At 59.8% G+C, this 22449-nt stretch carries 17 protein-coding genes; 6 read left to right on the top strand and 11 right to left on the bottom strand.

Annotated elements, in window-relative coordinates; genetic code table 11:
- Nucleotides 1-72: 72 nt before the first annotated feature.
- From HDC30_RS06940 to HDC30_RS06895, 10 genes are all read right to left on the bottom strand, one after another.
- Complete coding sequence (locus tag HDC30_RS06940; protein ID WP_183781840.1) at nt 73-1833, bottom strand: calcium-binding protein; 1761 nt, start codon at nt 1831-1833, stop codon at nt 73-75.
- 236 nt (nt 1834-2069) lie between these two features.
- Nucleotides 2070-5663 carry a glycosyltransferase gene (locus HDC30_RS06935; RefSeq protein WP_183781837.1) on the bottom strand — a complete coding sequence of 1198 codons (3594 nt, stop codon included), beginning with the start codon at nt 5661-5663 and terminating at the stop codon, nt 2070-2072.
- A gap of 109 nt (nt 5664-5772) precedes the next feature.
- Entirely contained in the window at nt 5773-7344 is a 1572-nt protein-coding gene (locus tag HDC30_RS06930; RefSeq protein WP_183781834.1) for a flagellar hook-associated protein 3, read from the bottom strand.
- A gap of 13 nt (nt 7345-7357) precedes the next feature.
- Entirely contained in the window at nt 7358-9403 is a 2046-nt protein-coding gene (flgK, locus tag HDC30_RS06925) for a flagellar hook-associated protein FlgK (RefSeq protein WP_183781831.1), read from the bottom strand.
- Between the two features lie 21 nt (nt 9404-9424).
- A complete protein-coding gene (flgJ, locus tag HDC30_RS06920) occupies nt 9425-10711 on the bottom strand; it encodes a flagellar assembly peptidoglycan hydrolase FlgJ (protein ID WP_098967804.1) in 1287 nt (428 codons plus the stop codon).
- Between the two features lie 11 nt (nt 10712-10722).
- Entirely contained in the window at nt 10723-11811 is a 1089-nt protein-coding gene (locus HDC30_RS06915) for a flagellar basal body P-ring protein FlgI (RefSeq protein WP_161794916.1), read from the bottom strand.
- A 27-nt stretch (nt 11812-11838) separates the two neighbouring features.
- Nucleotides 11839-12534, bottom strand: a complete 696-nt coding sequence (gene flgH, locus HDC30_RS06910) for a flagellar basal body L-ring protein FlgH (RefSeq protein WP_027613958.1) — start codon at nt 12532-12534, stop codon at nt 11839-11841.
- A gap of 52 nt (nt 12535-12586) precedes the next feature.
- Nucleotides 12587-13372 carry a flagellar basal-body rod protein FlgG gene (flgG, locus tag HDC30_RS06905; protein ID WP_003222804.1) on the bottom strand — a complete coding sequence of 262 codons (786 nt, stop codon included), beginning with the start codon at nt 13370-13372 and terminating at the stop codon, nt 12587-12589.
- A gap of 45 nt (nt 13373-13417) precedes the next feature.
- Entirely contained in the window at nt 13418-14158 is a 741-nt protein-coding gene (locus HDC30_RS06900) for a flagellar basal body rod protein FlgF (protein WP_007965507.1), read from the bottom strand.
- Between the two features lie 373 nt (nt 14159-14531).
- The gene (locus HDC30_RS06895; protein WP_103368131.1) at nt 14532-16094 is read right to left on the bottom strand and encodes a sigma-54-dependent transcriptional regulator; all 1563 of its coding nucleotides are present in this window, start codon (nt 16092-16094) and stop codon (nt 14532-14534) included.
- Nucleotides 16095-16478: 384 nt separating this feature from the next.
- On the opposite strand from HDC30_RS06895, the gene phhA reads away from it, so the two are divergent.
- The 6 genes from phhA (at nt 16479) to HDC30_RS06870 (ending at nt 20947) form a co-directional block, all read left to right on the top strand.
- Entirely contained in the window at nt 16479-17270 is a 792-nt protein-coding gene (gene phhA, locus HDC30_RS06890) for a phenylalanine 4-monooxygenase (RefSeq protein ID WP_007965510.1), read from the top strand.
- 118 nt (nt 17271-17388) lie between these two features.
- Entirely contained in the window at nt 17389-17745 is a 357-nt protein-coding gene (locus HDC30_RS06885; RefSeq protein ID WP_003222798.1) for a 4a-hydroxytetrahydrobiopterin dehydratase, read from the top strand.
- Nucleotides 17745-18938 (top strand): amino acid aminotransferase, encoded by a 1194-nt coding sequence (locus tag HDC30_RS06880; protein WP_183781828.1) that lies wholly within the window; start codon nt 17745-17747, stop codon nt 18936-18938. The genes HDC30_RS06885 and HDC30_RS06880 overlap by 1 nt, the downstream gene beginning before the upstream one ends.
- Nucleotides 18939-19259: 321 nt before the next feature.
- Nucleotides 19260-19391: a hypothetical protein gene (locus HDC30_RS29080; RefSeq protein ID WP_256214475.1), complete on the top strand. Its 132-nt coding sequence runs from the start codon at nt 19260-19262 to the stop codon at nt 19389-19391.
- A gap of 70 nt (nt 19392-19461) precedes the next feature.
- A complete protein-coding gene (locus HDC30_RS06875; RefSeq protein WP_025113527.1) occupies nt 19462-19644 on the top strand; it encodes a hypothetical protein in 183 nt (60 codons plus the stop codon).
- 103 nt (nt 19645-19747) lie between these two features.
- Nucleotides 19748-20947 (top strand): MFS transporter, encoded by a 1200-nt coding sequence (locus HDC30_RS06870; protein WP_183781825.1) that lies wholly within the window; start codon nt 19748-19750, stop codon nt 20945-20947.
- A 62-nt stretch (nt 20948-21009) separates the two neighbouring features.
- Here the strand turns inward: HDC30_RS06870 and HDC30_RS06865 are convergent, their stop codons facing one another.
- Nucleotides 21010-22308 carry a hypothetical protein gene (locus HDC30_RS06865; protein WP_183781823.1) on the bottom strand — a complete coding sequence of 433 codons (1299 nt, stop codon included), beginning with the start codon at nt 22306-22308 and terminating at the stop codon, nt 21010-21012.
- Nucleotides 22309-22449 lie beyond the last annotated feature (141 nt).

Raw genomic sequence — 22449 nt, 5'->3', positions numbered from 1 at the left:
AGGCATGAAAAAGGGATGAGTCCGTTGCCGGAATCATCCCTTTCATCAAGCTACTTCAATGAATCGGACGGATCAGCCAAACATCGCGAATCCATCGATCGTGGCAGGCAGGTCGTAGGACTGGCCGTCAGCGGTCTGCAGATGTTCGATGTTGTTATACCCACCCACATACCAGTCCACCAGTTTCACGCCATTGGCCGGCACACCGCTGCTGCCGTCATTGGCGCCGTGCAGGTAGGCATCGTCGCCGACGCGCGTGACGCTCAACTGACTGAGGTTGGCAATGGTGTTCATGATCAGGGTGTCGTTGTAGCTGCTCGCCATATCCTGAATGGATACCAGGCCTGGGGCATTCACCACATAGGTGTCATCACCATCGCCACCAATCAGCGTATCGTTCTGTGGCGCCTCGCCATCCAGACCGGATGCCAGGCCTCCATAAAGAATGTCCGCACCTGCGCCACCCTGAATGAAATCGTCGCCCGCACCGCCCTCCAGAATGTTGTCGCCCCAATCACCTTGCAGCACATCATTGAAATGGCTGCCACGCAGGTTTTCGATGTCGATGTACGTGTCGTAAAGAGCGATCCCGCTCTGCGGGCCCCAGCCGAGAGAGACACTCAAACCCTCAGTGCTGACTTCGTAGCTGACGGTGTCGACACCGGCTCCGCCTTCGAAGCGATCGCCACCCGCGCCGCCGAACAGGACGTCGTTGCCGGCGCCCGAAGCGATGACGTTGTCCCCGTCATTGCCGTAGCCCGTGAAGTCTGCGGTGCCGGTATACGTCATTTTTTCAATGAAGGGGTCCATGTGCAGCGACGACAGGCTGGTGTACACATGGTCGATGCCACCAAAGAGGTCTGTCTCGACGATGCTGACACCGGTGCTGTTGATGGTGTACACATCGTCGCCCATTCCACCTTCCAGCGTCACGCCCGCGATGTTGGCCGTGAATTGGTCAGCGAACGATGTGCCGATGACCTTCTCCACGTTCAGCAACGTGACACCCGCAGCACCGGCACGCTGGCCGATGTCGATGCTGACGCCATCCCAGGATTGGCGATAGCTCACGGTGTCATAGCCATCGGCGCCATCCACGGTCATGGCGTTATCGAGCAGGTACACCTCGTCATCGAAATTCGATCCCTGGATTGCCTCGATGCCGGTGAACGTATCGCCATAGGCAATGGTCAAGCCATCGTAGTTGGCAAAGTCCAGAACCCGAACACCTTCAAGGCTGTCGGTGTAGCTGACGGTATCGTAACCATCGCCACCGACGAAGTGGTCGGCACCGGCACCACCCCACAGCCAGTCATTGCCCGCACCGCCGATGATCTCGTTGTCACTGGCGTTGCCGTAACCCTTGAAATTGCCGGTACCGGTAAAGGTCAGCTTCTCGATGAACGGATCCATCTTGATCGTGTTGAGGCTGGTGCGCAGTTCGTCGTAGCCACCGTAGTTTTCTTCAACGAGGGTCACGCCTTCGGCGTCGACGATGTACAGATCATCACCGCCGCTGCCGTCCAGCGTCACCCCACCCACCGAAACGGTAAACGTGTCCTTGTGGTAACTGCCGGCCACCTTCTCCACCGACACCAGCGTATCGACCTTGCCGTCAGACCCTGCGACCGTTGCCGCACCGGTGCCAAACTCGACGCTGACTCCCGACCCCATTGCGTAATAGTTCGCCGTGTCAAAACCTTCACCACCGTCGAGCAGGTCGGATCCTGCACTGGCCAGCAGTTGATCGTCGGACTCCAGTCCATGGAGTTCGTCATTGCCCTCGGTGCCCGACAGGACATCCGCTTCACTCGTTCCATTTACTACTGCCATTTGCTTCTTCCTTGCGTTGTTGTCGAATCCGGAAATCGGTCACCTCAGACGCTGGCCGGACAGGTCTTCGCTGACCGTGCCAATTGAGCGCATGGAAAGGTATCGACAGAAAAATCCCGCTGCTTGAGCCCGCCGCCAAAAAAAGTATCGGGCTTGATACAAAAACTTTTCGCCACGCAAAAAAAAACAGGCAACTCGAAAGTCGCCTGTTTCTCAGAGGTCCGTACGCGATTCAATCAATCCGCCAGCCAGCCATTCTCCCAGTAACGCAAGTTGTCGCCACGCAACACGTAGTCACGCAACACCACCTCACGCAACTGATCCCCCATGCGGTAGCTGGCATCCGGGTCGGCCAGGTGCATGCGGATCGCCTGCAGCCATTCATCGGTGCTGTTGGTCTTGACCCGGGTGCACGGCAGGTAGCCGCGATAGGCCTCGGTATCGGTGCAGATCACCGGGTAACCGCAGGCGCCGTACTCCAGCAGACGCAGGTTGCTCTTGCAGTCGTTGAAGATGTGGAATTCCAGTGGCGCCAGCGCCAGATCGAGATTCAGGCTTGCCAGTTTGGCCGGGTACACTTCCAACGGGATTACCCCGTGGAATTCATGCATGTACGGACGCAGATCATCCGGGCACATGCCGAAGAATACCCAGTCGACTTCGTTGGCCAGCTCACGCACGACATCGGCGATCACCGCCAGGTCGCCGTGGTGACTGGTCCCACCGCCCCAGCCGACCCGTGGTTTTTTCGAAGTGCGGCGCTGGCTGCGCAAGTCAGTCCACAAGTTGCGCGCGAGCATGTTGGGGACGACGCGAATGTCGTGGTGCATGTCCGACAATGCATTGGCCAGTGGCTGGGTCGATACCACCACCCGATCACACAGGCTGATCGCACTGCGCACCATCCGCTCCATTTCCTGTTTATTGGGCATGTTGCGAATATGCGCATTGCGATGAGGAACGTCGATCACATAGTCATCAAGCTCAAAGATGCGCCGGGCATGACTGAATTTCTTCAGTGGCGGAATCTCATCAATGGCACCCTGCGAATAACGCCCCTGCAGCACAATCACGTCCGGGGACTGACGCTCGATATCAATGATCGACGGCAGTCCATAGCAAATCCGCCCTTCAGCGCGGTTGGCCGCTTCCAGTTCGATCAGCGGCTGGCTCATGCGGTAGTGACCGATGGCCGAGGCGTTGATCGGCACGGCAAGCACGTTCGGCAACTGCGCCCGGGAAAATGCACTCCAGCCGGTACGCAGGCCCGGTTCCAGGCTGAAGCTCGTCGCACCGACACCCTGCAACGACAAATTGACGTTGAAGGCCGGATCACGGGCAATGCGCGGCAACCAGCGCTGGTAGAAGGTTTCCTGCTCCTGAAGCTGCAATTGCTCCTCTTCTGCCGTCGCCTGGACACTGGGGCGTGCGCCCAGTGCCAGCAAGGCATAAGGGGTCCACACCACCAGGTATCCTTCCTGACCGATTCGCAGGCACAGATCCACGACATTCAGCGCCTGTTTCAGCGCTTGCTCATCGAGACCGGCGACAGCTTCATAAACCGCCTTGCGCACCATCAGGCAATCGCCACTGACGGCACTCAGGTCATGGACCGCTTGCAGCCGGAACATGTAACCATCCGACTGCAACGACTGACCATAGAACGGCAAACCCACTGCACCTTGCAGACCAAGAATCAGACCCGCGTGCAGCACGCACCCATCAGGATTGAACAGCTTGGCGCCGACCACGCCGACTTCCGGACGCTGCGCATGATTGAGCAATTCGTCGAGCCAGTCGGCCTGGGTGATTACCGCAAACGAATTGAGCAGCAGCACGTATTCACCACGCGCCTGCCCTACCGCAAAATTATGCAGCGCCGCTGCGTTGCCCTGCTGCGGGTAGTTCAGGACACGAATCCGCTCGCCGCCCAGCTCTGCCATACCGTCCAGCCAGGCCCGCGCTTCGGTGCTTTCGCTGCCGTTGTCGACCAGCAACAACTCGTACTCGGAGTAAGCGGTCTTCTCCAACAGCGTCTCGACGCAGCGCTGCAAGGCAACCGTCTGGTCCTTGGTCACAATAATGATCGACACCAGCGGACGCCGGGCATGGCGATAGTCGACACGATTGAGCAACCCGGAACTGCCACGGCGGATGTCGTGGGCAATCCCCAGGCGCTGCAGATGGGCCTCGAGTACACGCGGATTCTGCTCGATGACCGCCGGAGCGGCGAGCCAGGCGGACAGATCGAAGGGCGATTGCAGCAGAACTTCGGCGACATGCCCGACCACCTGCGTACCATCACTCTCGACCATGCGCCACAGCACGTCGTGGGGGGCCAGTTCGGCGAACGTCGCCGCGAATCCGCCCAGCGCCAGAAAGCGTTCGCGCTTGAACGCCAGCGCGCGCCCGACGTACGGGTAACTGCGCAGCAGGTCGAGGTTGAAATCCGGTTTGAACGCAGGCTCCGCCGATTCGCCGTTGCGCAGGCTGCCTTCATCGCTGTACAGACACGTCAGCGCCGGAGAATGGGCGATGCGCTCGGCCATGATCAACAACGCCGGCACCACCGGACGATCGCCGGCCTGCAACAGGTAGAACCAGTCGGCCCCTTCCAGTTGCGGTAACAATGCATTGATCTGCTCCAGTCCGTCGTCCTGCAACGGCATGCGGAACACCCGACCATCGAGCTCGGCCTCGGAACAGGCAGCGGACAGCACCAGAATCAACTCCGGCAGATAATCCTGTGCGGCAAGCGCCTCCAGCGTGCGCTCGACACCGTCGCGACTGCCGTCGCGATCGATGACGATCGGGACGATGCGCGGCTGATGCGACCAGCCAGCCAGGGTCTCCGGCAGCAACTTGCGCTGCCCCTCGGTGAGCACCCGGCACTCCAGCCATTGCGCATAAAGCTCGGCAAAACTCCAGCTGTCGATGCCGACACACCACTCCTGGCGACTTTGTTTGGTACCCAGGGTGCGGCTCAGAGGCAGCTCTTCCCAGACCCGGGGTGTCTCATCAGCCTTGGTCAGCGGGATGTAGCGAACCCAACCCGGCGCAGGCGCAGATTCGCCGCTGCGCGCCTTGAGCATTTGCAGAATCCACTCGCGCTCGACTTCAACCGCATCTTTCATCGACTGCTGGGCGCACAGGCGCTCCGGGTACAGTCGCTCGGCACTCAGCACATTGTTGGACACCGCCACATTGCCGCGCCGCATCAGACAGACGAACAGCGCGAAATCCAGGGTTGCCACAAAGCAGTGGCCTTCCTGGGTCAACGCCGGCAGCAACTCGACAAGATCTTCCCGGCGAAACAGCGCATTGGTGAACCCACCCAGCACATTGACTGGAAACTTCTCAAAGATGCCCAGCAGGTCGTCGCCCTTGAACAAGCCACTGAGCGGAGACAGCGAAGTGTTTTCCAGACGCGCTGGAAGAATGATGTCGTCAGCGTCCCAGAACAGACGCTGAGCCAGCACCAGCCGGACTTCCTCACGCACCATTTCCTGCGCTTGCTGTTCAACACAGGCGGCGTAGAGATGGTCGTCGTCGCACAGAAATTTGACCAATTGGCCCTGCGCCTGTTCCAGGCAGGCCTTGAGATTGCCGACCATGCCCAGGGTGCGCGGATTGCGCACGTAACGCACGGCGACGCCGGACTGCTCGACTACCGCCGCAACGATGGCTTCAATCTCGCTGCCGCGGCTGTCGTCGCAAACGATGATTTCGAGTTGGCCATAAGTCTGGCTCACCGCACTGTTCAAGGTCCGCTCGAAGAAGCGCGGATTGAAGGCGGGAATGACCAGACTGACGAGAGGAAGTGGATTCACGGCGGGCTCACAGGCGGTACGAGCCCGCTCGGTAAAGCGAGCCCATGAAACCGCAAAAAAACATTAACTGAAGGACGAGACAAACGGGCGCCTGCGCGCCCGTCCAATGTCAGATCTTGTTGAACAGACCCAACTGACTGATCTTGCTGAACGCCAGTTGCGAGGCTTGCAGCATGGTCTGCTGCAACGTCAGGCGGGTCATCACCTCGGCCGGATCCGAATCACGGATCGAACCCTGGGTCGTGGTGTTGGCCTGGATCAGGCTCTGGTTGGTGGTGTCCTGGTCATCCAGCGACTGACCGCGCGCACCGATCGAGGTCACCGCAGCGCCAATCTGGTTGGAGGCGCTGTCGATGTTGCCCAGCGCCGACTCCATGGCCCCCTGGAATTTCTGCTTGGCTACCGGATCACCATCGACCGGCATGTTCAGCGCCGTGACCATCTGCCCCAGGGTGTCGAGCACGTTCTGGGTCTGGTGGTTGTTGGACTGAATCGAGAACTGATCGCCCGCACCCGGCGTACCGCCAATCGCGAAGGTCACACCGGCGGCCGTGGCGTTGCTGCCGACCATGGTGCCCGATGACACCGGTTTGCTGTCAGCGGTCACAGGGGCCGCGTACAGGTCGAAATCGGTGGCGCTGGTGAACTTCAGCACCGCGCCGCCGCCCGACGGGAAGGCCGCGCTGTACGCCGCCTGGTTGGTCACGCTGGAGCCGGTGATGACCGCCGTCGACGGGTTGCCCGGGCTGCGCGCGGTGGTGAACGAGTCAGGTGTGGCCGACAGCTGGAAGCTGTGACCGGCGATGACCGCATCCGGGTTGGTGTCGCCGGCCTTGAGGTTGATGTTCAACTTCATGTCGACGCCACGGAAGCTGACGGTCTGGTTGGCACCATTGCTGTTGCTGATCAGGCCGTTCTGGCTGGCCTCGGACGTCACGTCGTTGCCCAGGGCATCGGTGATTTTCAACTGCGTGCTGCTGATGAAATCCACGGTGTATGGCTGGCCCGCCGTGAACTTGGCGTTGTAGGTCGCTGCGGTGCCGACCGTACCGTTGGACAGCACCACACGACCGTCATCCAGCGCCGGAGCGGTCATGCTGGTCTGGGTGCGGCTGGTGTTGATGGTCTGCTGGAAGGCGTCCCAACCGGTGGTATTGGTCGCGACCGACATACCGTCGCCAATGCCCAGGTTGATCTGGGTCTGGTCACCGTTATAGGTGTAGGTGCCGTCGACGTTTTGCGAGTACGGCGCGGTATCGGTCTTGGAACCGGAGAACAGGTAGTTGCCGTTGGCATCCTTGGAGTTCATCAGGCCCAGCACTTGTTGCTGGATCTGGCTCAGTTCCGCCGCGTACGCCTTGCGGTTGTCGTCGGTAGCGATACCGTTGTTGGCGGCCAGGCCGATTTCCTTGGCGCGCTGCAGAGCCGTGGTGATGGAGTTCAACGTCGACTCCTGCACGGTCAGCGAGCTCTTGGTGGTGTCGATGTTGCCCTGATACTGGTCGAGCATCGCACTTTGCTGACCCAGCTTGAGCAGGCGACCGGCGCCGATCGGATCGTCGGCAGCGGTGTTGATGCGCTGCAGGCTGCTCGCTTCGTTGGCGGTCGCGACCGTCTTGCTGTAGTTGCGCTGATATTGAGCAGCTTGCGTCGCGTAATACTGGGCGGTGGAAATGCGCATGAATTACGACTCCTTAAAGACTGTTGATCAGCGTGGCGAAAGTTTCCTGCGCAGCTTTGATGATCTGCGAAGACGCTGTGTAGTACTGCTGATACTTGACCAGGTTGCCGGTCTCTTCATCGAGGTTGACCTGGGACAGCGAATCACGCGCGCCCTTGGCCTGATCGAGGATCACCGAGGTGGCTTCATTGTCGGACTTACTCTGCGCAGCCTTGGTACCGACGTTGGTCACCAGTTTGTTGTAGGCGTCGGTCAGGCTGATGCCCTTGCTGCCGCTGCCGGTGTCCACGGTCTGCTTGGTCTGCAGGCCAACCAGTGTCTGTGCGTTGCGGTTGTCCGAAGACGCCGCGCCGGTCAGGTTGATGGTGAAGGTTTCGCCGGACTTCGGCGTCGCGCCCACGGTGGTCTGTACGGTGAAGGTCTTCTGCACGTTCGGCGTGACCGTGGTGTCCATCACCGGAGCACCGGTGGAGTCGACCATGCCGACCTTGAGGTTCAAGGTGTTGGCCTGCCCCGGCACGATGGTGCCCGAACCGATGGTGTTGCCCTTGGCGTCGACCATGTTGTACGACTGGCTGCCGCTGGCGACCGCACCGAACACCAGTTTGACCGGCGTCGAATACTTGAGCGCATTCTGCAACTCGGTCTGCGACGCCGGGTTGTAGATGTCGAACGAATCAGTCAGCGTCGGCTGGGTGTAGGTACCCGAATTGTTCGCACTGGCCACGCCGGTCAACGGCGCTGCCGCAGCGATTTTCTTCGGATCGGTCAGCACGGTCTGAATAGTGCTTGCCGCGTTACGGGTCGGCGTCACCTTGAACGTGTCGCCCGCGCTCAGCGCCCCGCCGTTGAGGGCCAGGGTGAAGCCGTCGATCACTGGCGGTGGCGTGGTCGTGGTGCTGAACGAGCCCATGTCGGTGCCATCGGAGCGCTTGACCGAATAGTTGGTGGCGCTGGTGAAGGTCACCTGATAATCGCTGGTGGTCAGCTTGCCGGTGTCCTTGATGGTGACATCGAGGTTGCCCGAGCCGGCGCTATTGGTCGACTGCGCAATGCTGCGCTGACTGACCAGTGCGGCACTGTTGATGTTGTTGAAGATCGCGGCGCCGAAGTCACCGTTCTTGTCGATACCCTGGGCTTGTTGGCTGTTGACCTGATCGGCCACTACCAGCGCGACACGCCCCAACTCATTGAGCGAAGGGTCGAGCACTTCTTTGCGATAGGTCAGCAGGCCACCGATTTCGCCACCGCTCATGGCCGACGTGATGTCGATCACGCTTGAGCCGCGGTCCAGCTGAATGGCCATGCGCGTCGGATCGTCCTTGCTCGGCACGGTGCTCAGGGTGTTGGTGGTGTTGCCGATCACCAGCGGCTGGCCGGTGCCGATGTACACGTCAAAACTGGTGCCACGTTCGACAACCTGCGCCCCGGTCAGCTCGGAGAGCTGGCGCACCGCTTCGTTACGACTGTCGAGCAAATCGTTCGGCTGGCCGCCGCTGGTGGAAATCTCGCCGATCTTCTGGTTCAGGTTGGCAATCGAAGTCGCCAGCTTGTTGACCTGGGACGTCATGTCGCCCAGGTTGCCATTGATCGTGGTGTTCTGATCGTTCAGCTGTTTGGCCAGCGCATTGAAACGGCTGGTCAGGGCCTGCGCACCGGTCAGCACCGACTGACGGGAGGTGTCATCAGTGGCCGAGGTCGCCACGCCCTGCATCGAGGTAAAGAACTTTTGCAGCACACCGGTCAGGCCGGTGTTGGTATCGGACATCGAGGCATCCAGCGCAGTGGCCTGGGCACCGTACGCAGCCGCTTCGCTATCGAGCGAGGTGGCGGTATGCAGCTGGTTTTCGAGGTAAGAGTTGTAGACCCGGCGCACATCGGCCAGGGTCGTCCCCGTACCGATGAAGACGTTGCCGAACTGCTGCGATGACTTGGTGCTCTGCACGGTTTGCTGGCGTGAATACCCGGCGGTGTCGACGTTGGCAATGTTGTTACCTGTGGTCGCGAGAGAGGAAGAACTCGCGGACAACCCCGACATCCCGATATTGAGCAAACTCATGATTCAAACCTTACCGTGTGTTTATAGAGGCGTTGTTGAAACGCCGGCCGCAGCGTAGTTTTCGAAACTGTTCATCTGCTTGGCTATCTGCGAAATCTTCGTCGCGTAGTTCGGGTCGGTCGCGTAACCGGCCTTTTGCAACTCGCGTACAAACTGTTCTGGGTTATCGGCCGACTTCACCACATCTTGATAGCGATTGTTGGTCTGCAGCAAAGTCACCAGATCGTGGAAACTGTCCTTGTACGAGGCATAGGAACGGAACTGCGCCGTCTCCTTGACCATCTGCCCGTTGCGGAACTCGCTGGTGATTGCCCGGGCCGAATCGCCGGTCCAGTTGCTGCTGGCCTTGATGCCGAACAGGTTGTGACTGCTGCTGCCATCCTGGGCACGCATGACCGATTTGCCCCAGCCGGTTTCCAGTGCGGCTTGCGCCACCAGATAACGCGGATCGACGCCAATACGCGCGGCGGCTTCTTTGGCCATTGGCAACATGGTGTTGACGAATTCGTCGGCGGAGCTGAAAGCGCGCTTGGCCGGCGCCAGCGGAATCTGCGCCATCGCCCGACCGTAAATCTGCATCTGCCCGCCGGACGCCTTGGCGTCTTCGGCACGGCTCAGCCAGTCGCCGTTGTACAGCGGGCCGGCGCCGGTGGCGGCCGTGGTCACGGCACGTTGTGGCAAGGCATTGGTGGCGGTCGGCGTGGCGGACGGCACCAGACCGGCGAGCAAACGATCGGCCAGTTTCGGCGGCAATGCCAGACGACGCTTGTTGATCATTGCCATGTCATTGCTGTGCGAGGCTTCGGTAGTAGCCACACGCCCGGAACGCGAGGCCCACAACGGACGCTCGCCATTGAGCCGCGATAACGGCCCATTGGTGGCGGTGGTGCCGGCGGCAATCGGGGTCTGCACCGCAGCGGCTTTCGCCGCTTCCTGCTTGGCAGCGGACGCGGCCGCAGCCTCACCCGGTGCCAGCGGTTTGTTCCTCGACATCTGCTTCATCAGCACGTCGGCCAGACCGATACCACCGCCCTCGCGGGACAGCGACACCGCCAGTTGCTGGTCGTACATTTCCTGATATTGCTTGGCCGCCGGGGTGTTCATCGGGTTGTCTTTACCCAATGCCTCAGTGGCCGAACGCATCGACTTGAGCATTTCGCCAAGGAACAGCGATTCGAATTCCTGCGCCACTTTGCGCATGTTCGCATCGCTGTTTTTGTCGCCGACCTTGAGCTGGTTCAGACGATTGAGGTCGGAGTACGAACCCGAATCGCCCGTGCCCACCAGACTGCCTTTGCGCATATCCATGGTCGGCGTCCTCAGATCACGATCAGGTCGGCTTGCAACGCGCCGGCCTGCTTCAGTGCTTCGAGAATGGCCATCAGGTCACCCGGTGCCGCGCCAACCTGGTTCACCGCCCGCACGATTTCGTCGAGGGTGGTGCCCGGGCCGAACTTGAACATCGGCTTGGCTTCCTGCTGGGCGTTGACCCGCGAACGTGGCACGACGGCCGTCTGCCCATTGGACAGCGGGCCCGGCTGGCTGACGATCGGGTCTTCGGTGATGGTCACGGTCAGACTGCCGTGGGTCACGGCGGCCGGCGAGACTTTCACGTTCTGGCCGATGACGATGGTGCCGGTGCGCGAGTTGATGATGACTTTCGCCACCGCCTGACCCGGATCGACTTCAAGGTTTTCGAGGATCGACAGGTAGTCGACGCGCTGGCTCGGATCGAGCGGCGCGGTCACACGAATCGAACCGCCGTCGATGGCTTGCGCCACGCCAGGGCCGAGCATGTCGTTGATCTTGTCGACGATGCGCTTGGCGGTGGTGAAGTCGGAACGGTTGAGGTTCAGCGTCAGGCTGTTGCCCTGGTTGAAACCGCTCGGTACCGAACGTTCAACCGACGCACCGCCCGGGATGCGACCGGCCGACGGAACGTTGACGGTGATCTTCGAACCGTCACGACCTTCGGCATCGAAACCACCGACCACCAGGTTGCCCTGGGCGATGGCGTAGACGTTGCCGTCGATACCCTTGAGCGGGGTCAGCAACAGGGTACCGCCGCGCAGGCTCTTGGAGTTACCGATCGAAGAAACGGTGATGTCGACCTGCTGCCCCGGTTTGGCGAACGCCGGCAGATCGGCACTCACCGACACCGCTGCGACGTTTTTCAACTGCACGTTGCCCGATCCCGGCGGCACCTTGATGCCGAACTGCGACAGCATGTTGTTGAAGGTCTGTAGAGTGAACGGTGTCTGCGTCGTCTGGTCACCGGTGCCGTTAAGCCCGACCACCAGGCCGTAACCGATCAACTGGTTGGAACGCACGCCGGAAATGCTGGCGATATCTTTCAGCCGCTCGGCGTGGGCACCAAAGGCTGCGGACAACAGGGCCGCAGCCAGCATGAGGCTCTTGAAATTCAAAGTCGCCACCTAGAAAGGGAACAGCGGGCTGAGGAAGAAACGGTCGAACCAGCCTGGCTGACTCGCATCGGCAAACGAACCGGTGCCCGAGTAGGTGATGCGCGCATCGGCGACACGGGTCGACGACACGGTGTTGTCGGTGGCGATGTCATCGGCACGCACGAGACCGGCGATGCGCACCAGCTCGTCGCCGGTGTTGAGGGTCATCCACTTCTCGCCGCGCACGGCGATGATGCCATTGGGAAGCACATCGGCCACGGTCACGGTGATCGAGCCGGTCAGGGTGTTGCCCTGCGCCGCCTTGCTGTCGCCCTTGGTCGCACGGTCGCCGCTGTAGCCGACGTCGAGGCTCAGGTCATTGCCACCCAACGGGTTGTTGGTGGTGCCACTGCCGCCGAACAGCGAAGTCAGGCCGATGCCGGTCTTGCTGTTCTTGGCCACTTGCGAGTTGGCGTTTTTGCTGGCCTGAGTCTTCTCGTTCAGGGTGATGGTGATGATGTCACCGACCCGGAATGCCTTGCGGTCGCTGTACAGGTTCTGCTCGAAGCCGGCCTGATAGATCGAGCCGTTGTTGGCCGCAGACGGCAATGGCGTGCGTGGCAACACCGGAGCGTAATAAGGGTCATTGGGCTTGGGCGTCGGTGCGACGCAGCCCGCGAGCGAGACGACCCCACCCAATGCCAGAACAGATACGAAGCGTTTCATGACCCTACCTCACGGTGTTGCTGGCGACCTCATGGCCGCCCCATAGACTTGATTACAGATTCTGCGTTACGAACGAGAGCATCTGGTCGGCGGTGGAAATCACCTTGGAGTTCATCTCGTAAGCGCGCTGAGTGGTGATCATGTTGACCATCTCTTCAACGGTGCTGACGTTGGAACCTTCCAGGGTGTTCTGCAGCGTGGTACCGAAACCGTTCAGGCCCGGGGTGCCGATTTGCGGCGCGCCGGAAGCAGCGGTTTCCAGGAACAGGTTGTTGCCCACTGCCTGCAGACCGGCCGGGTTGATGAAGTCGGCGGTTTGCAGGTTGCCGATCACCTGAGCGGCCGGGTTGCCTGGCACTGTGATCGACACGGTGCCGTCGGTGCCGACAGTGAAGCTCTGCGCGTTGTTCGGGATGACGATGGCCGGTTCCAGGGCGAAACCGCTGGCGTTGACGATCTGACCGTTGGAGTCGAGGTGGAAAGTACCGTCACGGGTGTAGGACGTGGTGCCGTCCGGCTGCAGGATCTGGAAGAAACCGCGACCGTCGATGGCCATGTCCAGCGGCTGCTCGGTGGTTTGCAGGCTGCCGGCGGTGAAGTTTTTCTGGGTGCCGACGATGCGCACACCGGTACCCAGTTGCAGACCCGACGGCAGTTCGCTGTCCTGGGTCGACTGGGCGCCTGGCTGACGCTTGATCTGATACAGCAGGTCCTGGAACTCGGCACGGTCACGTTTGAAACCCGTGGTCGAGACGTTCGCCAGGTTGTTGGAAATGGTGGTCAGGTTGGTGTCCTGGGCGGACAGACCGGTTTTGGCAACCCATAGAGCCGGAAGCATTCGATTCTCCTCGTGCGCCTGTTTTACGGCGCGACGTTCTGATAATTAGCTGATCTGCAAGACCCGAGCCATGGCCTGGTCGTCGTCTTTGGCGGTGTTCATCATCTTGACGTGCAACTCGAACTGCTTGGCCAGGGCCAGCACCGAGGTCATTTCTTCCACGGCATTGACGTTGCTCGACTCAAGGAAACCCGACACCAGTTTGACGTTGGCATCGGCCGGCGCCGGCTGGCCGTCCTTGGTGTAGATCGAGCCGTCGAGGCCTTTGTTGAGGTTCTTGATGTCCGGGTTGACCAGTTTGATCCGGTCGACTTCCGCCATGACGCGCGGGCCTTCGCCCATCGCACGAATACTGATGGTGCCGTCTTCACCAACTTCGACCTGCTGCTCCGGCGGCACGGCGATCGGACCGCCGTTGCCGAGTACCGGCATGCCGTTGCCGGCGCGCAATACGCCGAGGGCGTCGATGTTCAGGCTGCCGGTGCGCACGTAGCTTTCGCCACCGTTAGGGTTCTGCACGGCAATAAAACCGTTGCCGGTCACGGCGACGTCGAGGTCACGCCCGGTCTGCACCAGCGAACCGGCGGTGAAGTCGGTGGCGGGCCGTTCGCTCATGGCAAACGCACGCGCCGGAAAGCTGTCACCGAACACCGGCATCGAACGCGCCTGCTCCAGGTCGCGCTGAAAACCATTGGTGGAGATGTTCGCCAGGTTGTTGGCATGGGCCTTTTGCGCCAGTGCGTTCTGACTGGCGCCGGTCATTGCCACATAAAGGTACTTGTCCACACTCTTTCCTCTGCATGCCGGACGTTTGCCGCCCACCGCTGTACTGCTGAGCCATAAGCAATTTGCAGACCAACTTTTTTCTGGCGGCTTGCGGCCCGGTAAACAAAGGACTTGCGGGGTTTTGCGGGGAAATTGGAAATGTATCGAAGTCGAAAAACCGGCGGTGTTATGCCGCTGGGCGGCAATCCCGATTGTTGCAGATGGAAAAAGAACCTGTGGTGAGGGGATTTATCCCCGATGGGCTGCGCAGCAGCCCAATCCATCCATTGATGGTGTATCGGATGGACCGCATTTGCCGGGTTTGGGGCTGCTTCGCCACCCTTCGGGGATAAATCCCCTCACCACAAAAGCTCTTTTCACCACAGTGTTGCTGTTAACTCTCGGGACCCTTACCAACTTCGTATTGGCGGAGCTTATTAGCGATGGTGGTATGCGAAACCCCCAACCGCTTACCCAGTTGCCGACTGCTCGGGTGTTCGGAGTACAGCCGCTCCAGTACGGCTTTCTCAAAACGCCCGACGATCTCGTCCAGCCCACCCTCCAGCGAGAAATCGCCAAGCGGCTGACGCACGCCGTAATCCGGCAGGCGGATGTGTTCGACCTTCACCGTGCCGCCCTCGCACAGTGAAACCGCCTGGAACAGCACGTTCTCCAGCTGCCGCACGTTGCCCGGCCAGTGGTAATGACTGAGGCGATCCATCGCTGCCGGCGCCAGTTTCGGCAGCGAACAACCGATCTGGCGGCTGGCCTGATCGAGGAAGTGTTCCACCAGCGGAGTCAAGCCGTCGAGGCATTCGCGCAGCGGCGGGATGTGCAGCGACAGCACGTTCAAGCGGTGATACAGATCCTGACGAAACTCGCCGCGCGCGCACAGCTCGGACAAGTCAACCTGAGTCGCGCAGATCACCCGCACGTCCAGATACACCTCTTCGTCGCTGCCGACCCGGCGGAAGCAGCCGTCCTGCAGAAAGCGCAGCAACTTCACTTGCAAGCGCGGGCTCATTTCACCGACGCCATCGAGGAACAGCGTGCCGCCCGCCGTCAGCTCCAGCAGACCGAGTTTGCCTTCAGCACGCGCCCCTTCGAACGCGCCGGGGCCGTAGCCAAACAGTTCGGTCTCGGCCATCGACTCCGGCAGCCCTGCGCAATTAAGCGCCATCAGCGGCGACTGCCCGCGCGGACTGGCGAGGTGACAGGCACGGGCCAGCAACTCTTTACCGGTGCCGGTTTCGCCTTCGATCAATAGCGGCGCATCCAGCGGCGCCATGCGCCGCGCTTCACGCACGACAGCGGCCATCACTTTCGAGCTCTGGAAGATACTGTCGAAGCCACGCAATTCCTGTTTGCGCACGTTATAGATGCGCTCACCGACGCGGTCGGCGCGGTGCAAGGTCAGTACCGCACCGGCCATGGCTTCGCTGTCGTCGTGCTCCGATTGCAGCGGCGCGATGTCGGCGAGAAAGATGTCGCCCTTGACCTTGACGCGCATGCCGTTGATTCGCGATTTGTTGGCGCGCACCAGTTCCGGCAGGTCGAAATCCTCGGCATAGCGCGACAGCGGAATCCCCGGCACTTCATCCACGCGCACTCCGAGCAACTGCGCCGCCGCGCGGTTGGCCGCAACGATCGAGCCGCCCATGTCGATCGACAGCACCGGGAATTCCAGCGCGCCGAGCAACGCGTTCAACTCCATGTGCCGACGCTCGCTGGGCATCAGCCCGACGCGTTTGACCCCAAACACCCCGGCAATCGCCTCGAACTTCGGCCGCAGCGCCTGGAACTGGATGTTGATCAGGTTCGGGCAGTGCAGATAGATCGCGTTGCCGTGCTCGCCGCCGACCTCGCCGCGTGCAACGTTGATCCCGTACTCCACCAGCAGGTTGAGGATGTCGCGCAGGATGCCGATGCGGTTTTGGCAGTGGACTTTGATACGCATATGAATGACCCGACAAACCAGCAATAAGGTTGAACACAGACCTGTGGGAGCGAGCCTGCTCGCGAAGGCGGCTGCAAACTCAGCATAGATGTGTCAGACAGACCGCATTCGCGAGCAGGCTCGCTCCCACAGGTGTTAGCGCCAGACTTTTCTGTCGAGGCGCGCAGATAGTTGTCAAGATTATGTGACAGCCACAGCCCTTTTCAAACCTGCAAATCACCGCAAATGCGCGATATCAGCCAAAGCGTAACGATTTTTTTACGAAATGCGGTGGTTGTTCCTACTAGGAACGCACTCAACCTGCTGCATCACGCCGCACTCTCGGGTAATTCTCAGTCCATCGCTGGACATAACAAGAACGAATTCCCCTAGCAGGAGAGCAGTATGAAGCAGACGCAATACGTGGCCCGCGAGCCCGATGCGCAAGGTTTTATCGACTACCCCGCCGAAGAGCATGCGGTGTGGAACACGCTGATCACCCGCCAGTTGAAAGTGATCGAGGGTCGGGCGTGCCAGGAGTACCTGGACGGTATCGAAAAACTCGGTCTGCCCCACGACCGCATTCCGCAGCTGGGCGAGATCAACAAGGTGCTCGGTGAGACCACCGGTTGGCAGGTTGCCCGCGTCCCGGCACTGATCCCCTTCCAGACCTTCTTCGAATTGCTCGCCAGCAAACAGTTTCCGGTGGCCACGTTCATTCGTACCCGTGAAGAACTGGACTACCTGCAAGAGCCGGACATTTTTCACGAGATCTTCGGCCACTGCCCGCTGCTGACCAACCCATGGTTCGCCGAATTCACCCACACCTACGGCAAGCTCGGCCTGCAGGCCACCAAGGAAGAGCGCGTGTATCTGGCGCGCCTGTACTGGATGACCATCGAGTTCGGCCTGGTCGACACCCCGCAAGGCAAACGCATCTACGGCGGCGGCATCCTGTCCTCGCCGAAGGAAACCGTTTACTCGCTGTCGGACGAACCCGAGCATCAGGCCTTCGATCCGCTGGAAGCCATGCGCACACCGTATCGCATCGACATTCTGCAGCCGCTGTACTTTGTCCTGCCGAACCTCAAGCGCCTGTTCGATGTCGCCCATGAAGACATCATGGCCATGGTTCGCCAAGGCATGCAGCTGGGGTTGCACGCACCGAAGTTTCCGCCAAAACCGAAAGCCGCGTGATCCGCGACTTTTGCTGAGAATTGAGTCTGTCAGTCGCCGTCACTTTGGTTTAGCGTGACGGCATTGACGGGCCGATAGCTTCTATAAAAAAAACACACTCGATTTCAGGAATCACACCATGTCCACTTTGAACCAAGCCCACTGCGAAGCCTGCCGTGCCGATGCGCCACAAGTCAGCGACGAAGAACTGCCGATCCTGATCAAGCAGATCCCTGACTGGAACATCGAAGTACGCGACAGCATCATGCAGTTGGAGAAAGTTTTCCTGTTCAAGAACTTCAAGCATGCTCTGGCGTTCACCAACGCCGTCGGCGAGATCTCCGAGGCCGAAGGGCACCACCCGGGTCTGCTGACCGAGTGGGGCAAAGTCACCGTGACCTGGTGGAGCCACTCGATCAAAGGCCTGCACCGCAACGACTTCATCATGGCCGCGCGCACTGACGAAGTAGCCAAGACCGCAGAAGGACGCAAGTAATGCACTTTGACGCCATCGGCCGGGTACCCGGCGACCCGATCCTCGGTTTGATGGAGGCCTATGCGCAGGACACTAACCCGCGCAAATTCGACCTCGGCGTTGGCGTCTACAAGGATGCCCAGGGCCTGACGCCGATCCCCGAAGCGGTGAAAATCGCCGAGGCGCGACTGGTCGAAAGCCAGGACACCAAGACCTACATCGGTGGTCACGGCAATCCGCTGTTCGGCAAAGTCATCAATGAACTGGTGCTTGGCGCCGACTCGAAGCTGATCGCCGAACAGCGCGCCGGCGCCACCCAGACTCCTGGCGGCACCGGTGCCCTGCGTCTGGCGGCCGACTTCATCGCCCAGTGCCTGCCGGGCAAAGGCGTGTGGCTGAGCAACCCGACCTGGCCGATCCACGAAACGATTTTCGCCGCGGCCGGGGTCAAGGTCAGTCACTACCCGTACGTGGGCAGCGACAACCGCCTCGACGTCGATGCGATGCTCGCCGCACTCAACGAAGTGCCGCAAGGCGACGTGGTGCTGCTGCATGCCTGCTGCCACAACCCGACCGGTTTCGACCTGAACCATGACGACTGGCAGCGTGTGCTCGACGTGATGCGCCGCCGTGACCTGCTGCCGCTGATCGACTTTGCCTACCAGGGCTTTGGCGACGGACTGGAACAGGACGCGTGGTCGACCCGACTGTTCGCCGCCGAGGTGCCTGAGCTGCTGATCACCAGCTCCTGCTCGAAGAACTTCGGCCTGTACCGCGACCGCACCGGCGCGCTGATTGTCTGCGCGAAAACCGCCGACAAGCTGATCGACATCCGCAGCCAACTGGCCAACATCGCCCGCAACCTGTGGTCGACGCCACCGGATCACGGCGCGGCCGTGGTGGCGACCATCCTCGCCGACCCGGAGCTGAAAGCGCGCTGGGCCGATGAAGTGGAAGCCATGCGCTTGCGCATCGCCCAATTGCGCAGCGGTCTGGTCGAAGCACTGGAACCACACGGTCTGCGCGAGCGCTTTGCGCACATTGGCGTGCAACGCGGAATGTTCTCCTACACCGGGCTGTCACCGGAGCAGGTCAAACAACTGCGTGAGCAGCACAGCGTGTACATGGTCAGCTCGGGCCGGGCCAATGTCGCCGGGATCGACGCCACGCGCCTGGCACTGCTGGCCGAGGCCATCGCCAACGCCTGCAAATAACCCCGCAATCCCCGGTAGGAGTGAGCCCTGTGGTGAGGGGATTTATCCCCGATGGGCAGCGAAGCGGCCCCAACACTGCAATCGCGAAATGTCATGGCGCGTGCAGTTGTTTTACGACTGCTTCGCAGCCGATCGGGGATAAATCCCCTCGCCACAGGTTCATTCACACCCACACTTGGAATACGCCCCCCCCCTGCGGCCATCTGTCGCATTATTTTCAATTAAAAGTCTGATTGTCATTTTTCCTGCTGTATCCTGCGCAGGCTTTCAAGAAGCGCGGATCTACCAGATCTATCAACAGACTTAGCGAGGAGCGCAACCATGCACGAGATTCCTAATCTCCCCTTCCCAAGCCTGCACGTACCTGAGCAGACGACCACGCAACAAGCCGGTGCCCAACAGCCCGAGCCGAAAGAAGCCGTTGAGAGCCGCCAGGCCGACAGCGAAGAGTAAAACCCCGCCGTACAGACCGTGTGGAAAGCGCTAAGATGCGCTTTCCACACTGCCTGAAACCGAGCCCGCCATGACCGACGAATTCTCTGAAAGCCAAGCCGCCGTCCTGATCGGCGCCACCGAGAAAATGATCGAGATCTGGAACCGCCTCTCCCCGGAAAAGCAGGCCGCCCTGCTCGCCCGTTTCGGCAGCGAGGAAAACGCCCTCGCCGCCCTCGTCACCACGCAACTGGTCGCCCCGGCCAAGTCATGAATCGGCCCTGCGGCAAATAGTTTTACTTTTCCCCGCCCCAGACTCGTTCGCGCCGGTATCATAAGCAGCCTATCTAATCCTGCTTTGCCGTGGATCGTTTCTCATGTCGTCCTCTATGCCACAACCCCAGCGCCCCCTGGCGGTCACGCTGCAAGTCGTGTCCATCGTCCTCTTCACCTTCATCGGCTACCTGAACATCGGCATTCCGCTCGCCGTGCTGCCGGGTTACGTCCACAGCGATCTTGGCTTTGGCGCGGTGATCGCGGGGCTGGTGATCAGCGTGCAATACCTCGCCACCCTGCTCAGCCGTCCGTACGCCGGCAAGATCATCGACAACCAGGGCAGCAAGCGCGCGGTGATGATCGGTCTGGCCGGATGCGGCTTGAGTGGTGTGTTTATGCTGATTTCGGCGTGGACACCCAACTTGCCGATGTTCAGCCTGATCAGCCTGTTGATCGGGCGTCTGGTGCTGGGCAGCGCGGAAAGCCTAGTCGGCTCCGGCTCGATCGGCTGGGGCATCGGCCGCGTTGGCGCGGCGAACACCGCCAAAGTGATTTCGTGGAACGGCATCGCCAGTTACGGCGCGCTCGCGGTCGGCGCGCCGTTCGGGGTGTGGCTGGTCGGCCAGCTGGGATTGTGGAGCATGGGCGTCAGCATCATTCTGCTGGCAGCGCTGGGCCTGCTGCTGGCGTGGCCGAAAACCGCGGCGCCGATTGTCGCCGGTGAGCGCCTGCCATTCATGCATGTGCTCGGTCGCGTGTTCCCGCACGGCTGCGGCCTGGCGCTGGGCTCGATTGGTTTTGGCACCATCGCCACCTTCATCACCCTGTATTACGCCACCCGGCACTGGGACAACGCAGTGCTGTGCCTGAGCCTGTTCGGCGCCAGCTTCATCGGCGCGCGACTGCTGTTCGGCAACCTGATCAACCGCCTCGGCGGCTTCCGCGTAGCGATCGCCTGCCTCTCGGTGGAAACCCTCGGCCTGTTACTGCTGTGGCTGGCGCCGGATGCGCATTGGGCGCTGGCCGGGGCGGCGTTGAGCGGTTTCGGCTTCTCGCTGGTATTCCCGGCGCTGGGCGTGGAAGCGGTGAACCTGGTGCCAGCCTCCAGCCGTGGCGCAGCGGTCGGCGCGTATTCGTTGTTCATCGATTTGTCGCTGGGGATCACCGGGCCATTGGCGGGGGCAATTGCGGCGGGTTTCGGCTTTGCTTCGATCTTTCTGTTTGCCGCCATTGCCTCACTGAGCGGCCTGATGCTGAGTGTGTATTTGTACCGCATTACACCAAAACACCACTTTCATTGATCGCCCAATATTGGCCATTCATTGGTTCCGAATGGCCAATAAACAACTGCGGCTTTTATACGCTAACCATGCAAACGGAAAATGGCGAAGCTACCGTTCTCTCTATTTTTACTGGATACAAACACAATTTTTCGATCTTCCTGGACCGCGAGATCGTGAATAATCTGGTCTTTTGGAAATACAACCTTTCCAACATTACCAAACCCCTCGTCCCAACCCATGTCTTGTTCAAGACTGGCAATAAATGCCTGACTATCCGACCCGCCACGCAAATAAGCATAACCTGCTACCACAACGGTTGATTTCAAATTATAGAGTACTGCTTTCGTCATATAGATATCGCTGAAATCATCAGTGATAAATCCTCCCCACCCTTGTTTGCCAAAAAGTGGATCTTCCTCGCCTTTGAGCCCGCGACGTTGAAGCTGGAGAAACAGATACTGCGGAACTCCATTATCCGAAGTACCTACAATATAAAACTGAGAACGATCGTCGCGTTTCAGAATGACGTTTTTAACCGAAGGTACTCCATCATAATATCCTCCGACCCCAAAACTGGCGTCAAGATCACCACGGGCATCATACCGGCCAACAAACCAACGTTTATCACGCAGCCCCTCTGAAGCGGCGACAATATAACCATCGCCTTGGCGAAACATATCCTGTCCTATGACTAAAACAGACGGACCTCGAAAAACTAATCGGTACCCGCCATTACCGAACGCTCCGTCCAAACTACCGTTATTTTTTAACTTGACCAGGATCGCACTATCGAAAAGTCCTCTTTCATCAAGCGTGGTCAGAAGCAAAACGCCGCCATCGTCCAATAATTCCATAGTTCCGTGGTAGTCGCGCCCCTTATCCGCCAGAGGTTGCTTCATCTTTGGAACATCTAAACTTGCAGGAACAACCTCTTTCAGATCCAGACTCCACAACATGACGCCTTCGCTGCCAAACCCTTCATCAAGTTTCCCATTCAAATCGAATCGAGCCAGGCCCGTAGCACGATTAAAGCCGTCTTTACGAGCGAAGAACCCCAACACATACTTGCCATGAACACTATCAAACTTCACGCTATAGGGCTGCGGCAAATCCCACCCAGGAAAAAACTCCGAGAGTCTAAAAAAAACACTACCCGTTTTTCCGAAACTCTCGTCGATACCTCCTTCCTCATCAAGCATGCACAGGTAAATCTCTTGCCGCTCCTCGTCAGTTGCTGCGCAAAGAATCCTGTTCGGTTCTGAGAGAAGAGTGACGACCCGAGGTTGAAGCCTCTGACCTTGTTCTCCGTATAAAACGACCTCACTGCGCACACCAAAATCAGTATCAGGAGTACCACGCACAACATTTAAGTTATTCATTTACTTTTGCTCAATCAATGAAAAGAGAGCTCAGTAAACGTGTAACAGCAATCCGGCACACCTGTCAGATATGACAGTCATGTAGACCAATTAGTTATAAAAGAGTCGTTTAATGTCCGGAATTTGATTTAAGTTGAGAGG

The organism is Pseudomonas sp. JAI115, assembly GCF_014200835.1.
Lineage (GTDB): Bacteria > Pseudomonadota > Gammaproteobacteria > Pseudomonadales > Pseudomonadaceae > Aquipseudomonas > Aquipseudomonas putida_A.
This window is presented reverse-complemented; position numbering and strand designations above follow the sequence as displayed.

Coding starts and splice junctions, on each gene's coding strand:
- HDC30_RS06885 (WP_003222798.1), top strand. CDS start 17,389: ATGTCCACTTTGAACCAAGCCCACTGCGAAGCCTGCCGTGCCGATGCG.
- HDC30_RS06940 (WP_183781840.1), bottom strand. CDS start 1,833: ATGGCAGTAGTAAATGGAACGAGTGAAGCGGATGTCCTGTCGGGCACC.
- HDC30_RS29080 (WP_256214475.1), top strand. CDS start 19,260: ATGCACGAGATTCCTAATCTCCCCTTCCCAAGCCTGCACGTACCTGAG.
- flgH (WP_027613958.1), bottom strand. CDS start 12,534: ATGAAACGCTTCGTATCTGTTCTGGCATTGGGTGGGGTCGTCTCGCTC.
- flgJ (WP_098967804.1), bottom strand. CDS start 10,711: ATGGATATGCGCAAAGGCAGTCTGGTGGGCACGGGCGATTCGGGTTCG.
- HDC30_RS06930 (WP_183781834.1), bottom strand. CDS start 7,344: ATGCGCATTTCCACCGCCCAGTATTACGCGACGCAAGCTGCTCAATAT.
- flgK (WP_183781831.1), bottom strand. CDS start 9,403: ATGAGTTTGCTCAATATCGGGATGTCGGGGTTGTCCGCGAGTTCTTCC.
- HDC30_RS06870 (WP_183781825.1), top strand. CDS start 19,748: ATGTCGTCCTCTATGCCACAACCCCAGCGCCCCCTGGCGGTCACGCTG.
- HDC30_RS06875 (WP_025113527.1), top strand. CDS start 19,462: ATGACCGACGAATTCTCTGAAAGCCAAGCCGCCGTCCTGATCGGCGCC.
- HDC30_RS06865 (WP_183781823.1), bottom strand. CDS start 22,308: ATGAATAACTTAAATGTTGTGCGTGGTACTCCTGATACTGATTTTGGT.
- flgG (WP_003222804.1), bottom strand. CDS start 13,372: ATGCTTCCGGCTCTATGGGTTGCCAAAACCGGTCTGTCCGCCCAGGAC.
- phhA (WP_007965510.1), top strand. CDS start 16,479: ATGAAGCAGACGCAATACGTGGCCCGCGAGCCCGATGCGCAAGGTTTT.
- HDC30_RS06915 (WP_161794916.1), bottom strand. CDS start 11,811: ATGCTGGCTGCGGCCCTGTTGTCCGCAGCCTTTGGTGCCCACGCCGAG.
- HDC30_RS06895 (WP_103368131.1), bottom strand. CDS start 16,094: ATGCGTATCAAAGTCCACTGCCAAAACCGCATCGGCATCCTGCGCGAC.
- HDC30_RS06880 (WP_183781828.1), top strand. CDS start 17,745: ATGCACTTTGACGCCATCGGCCGGGTACCCGGCGACCCGATCCTCGGT.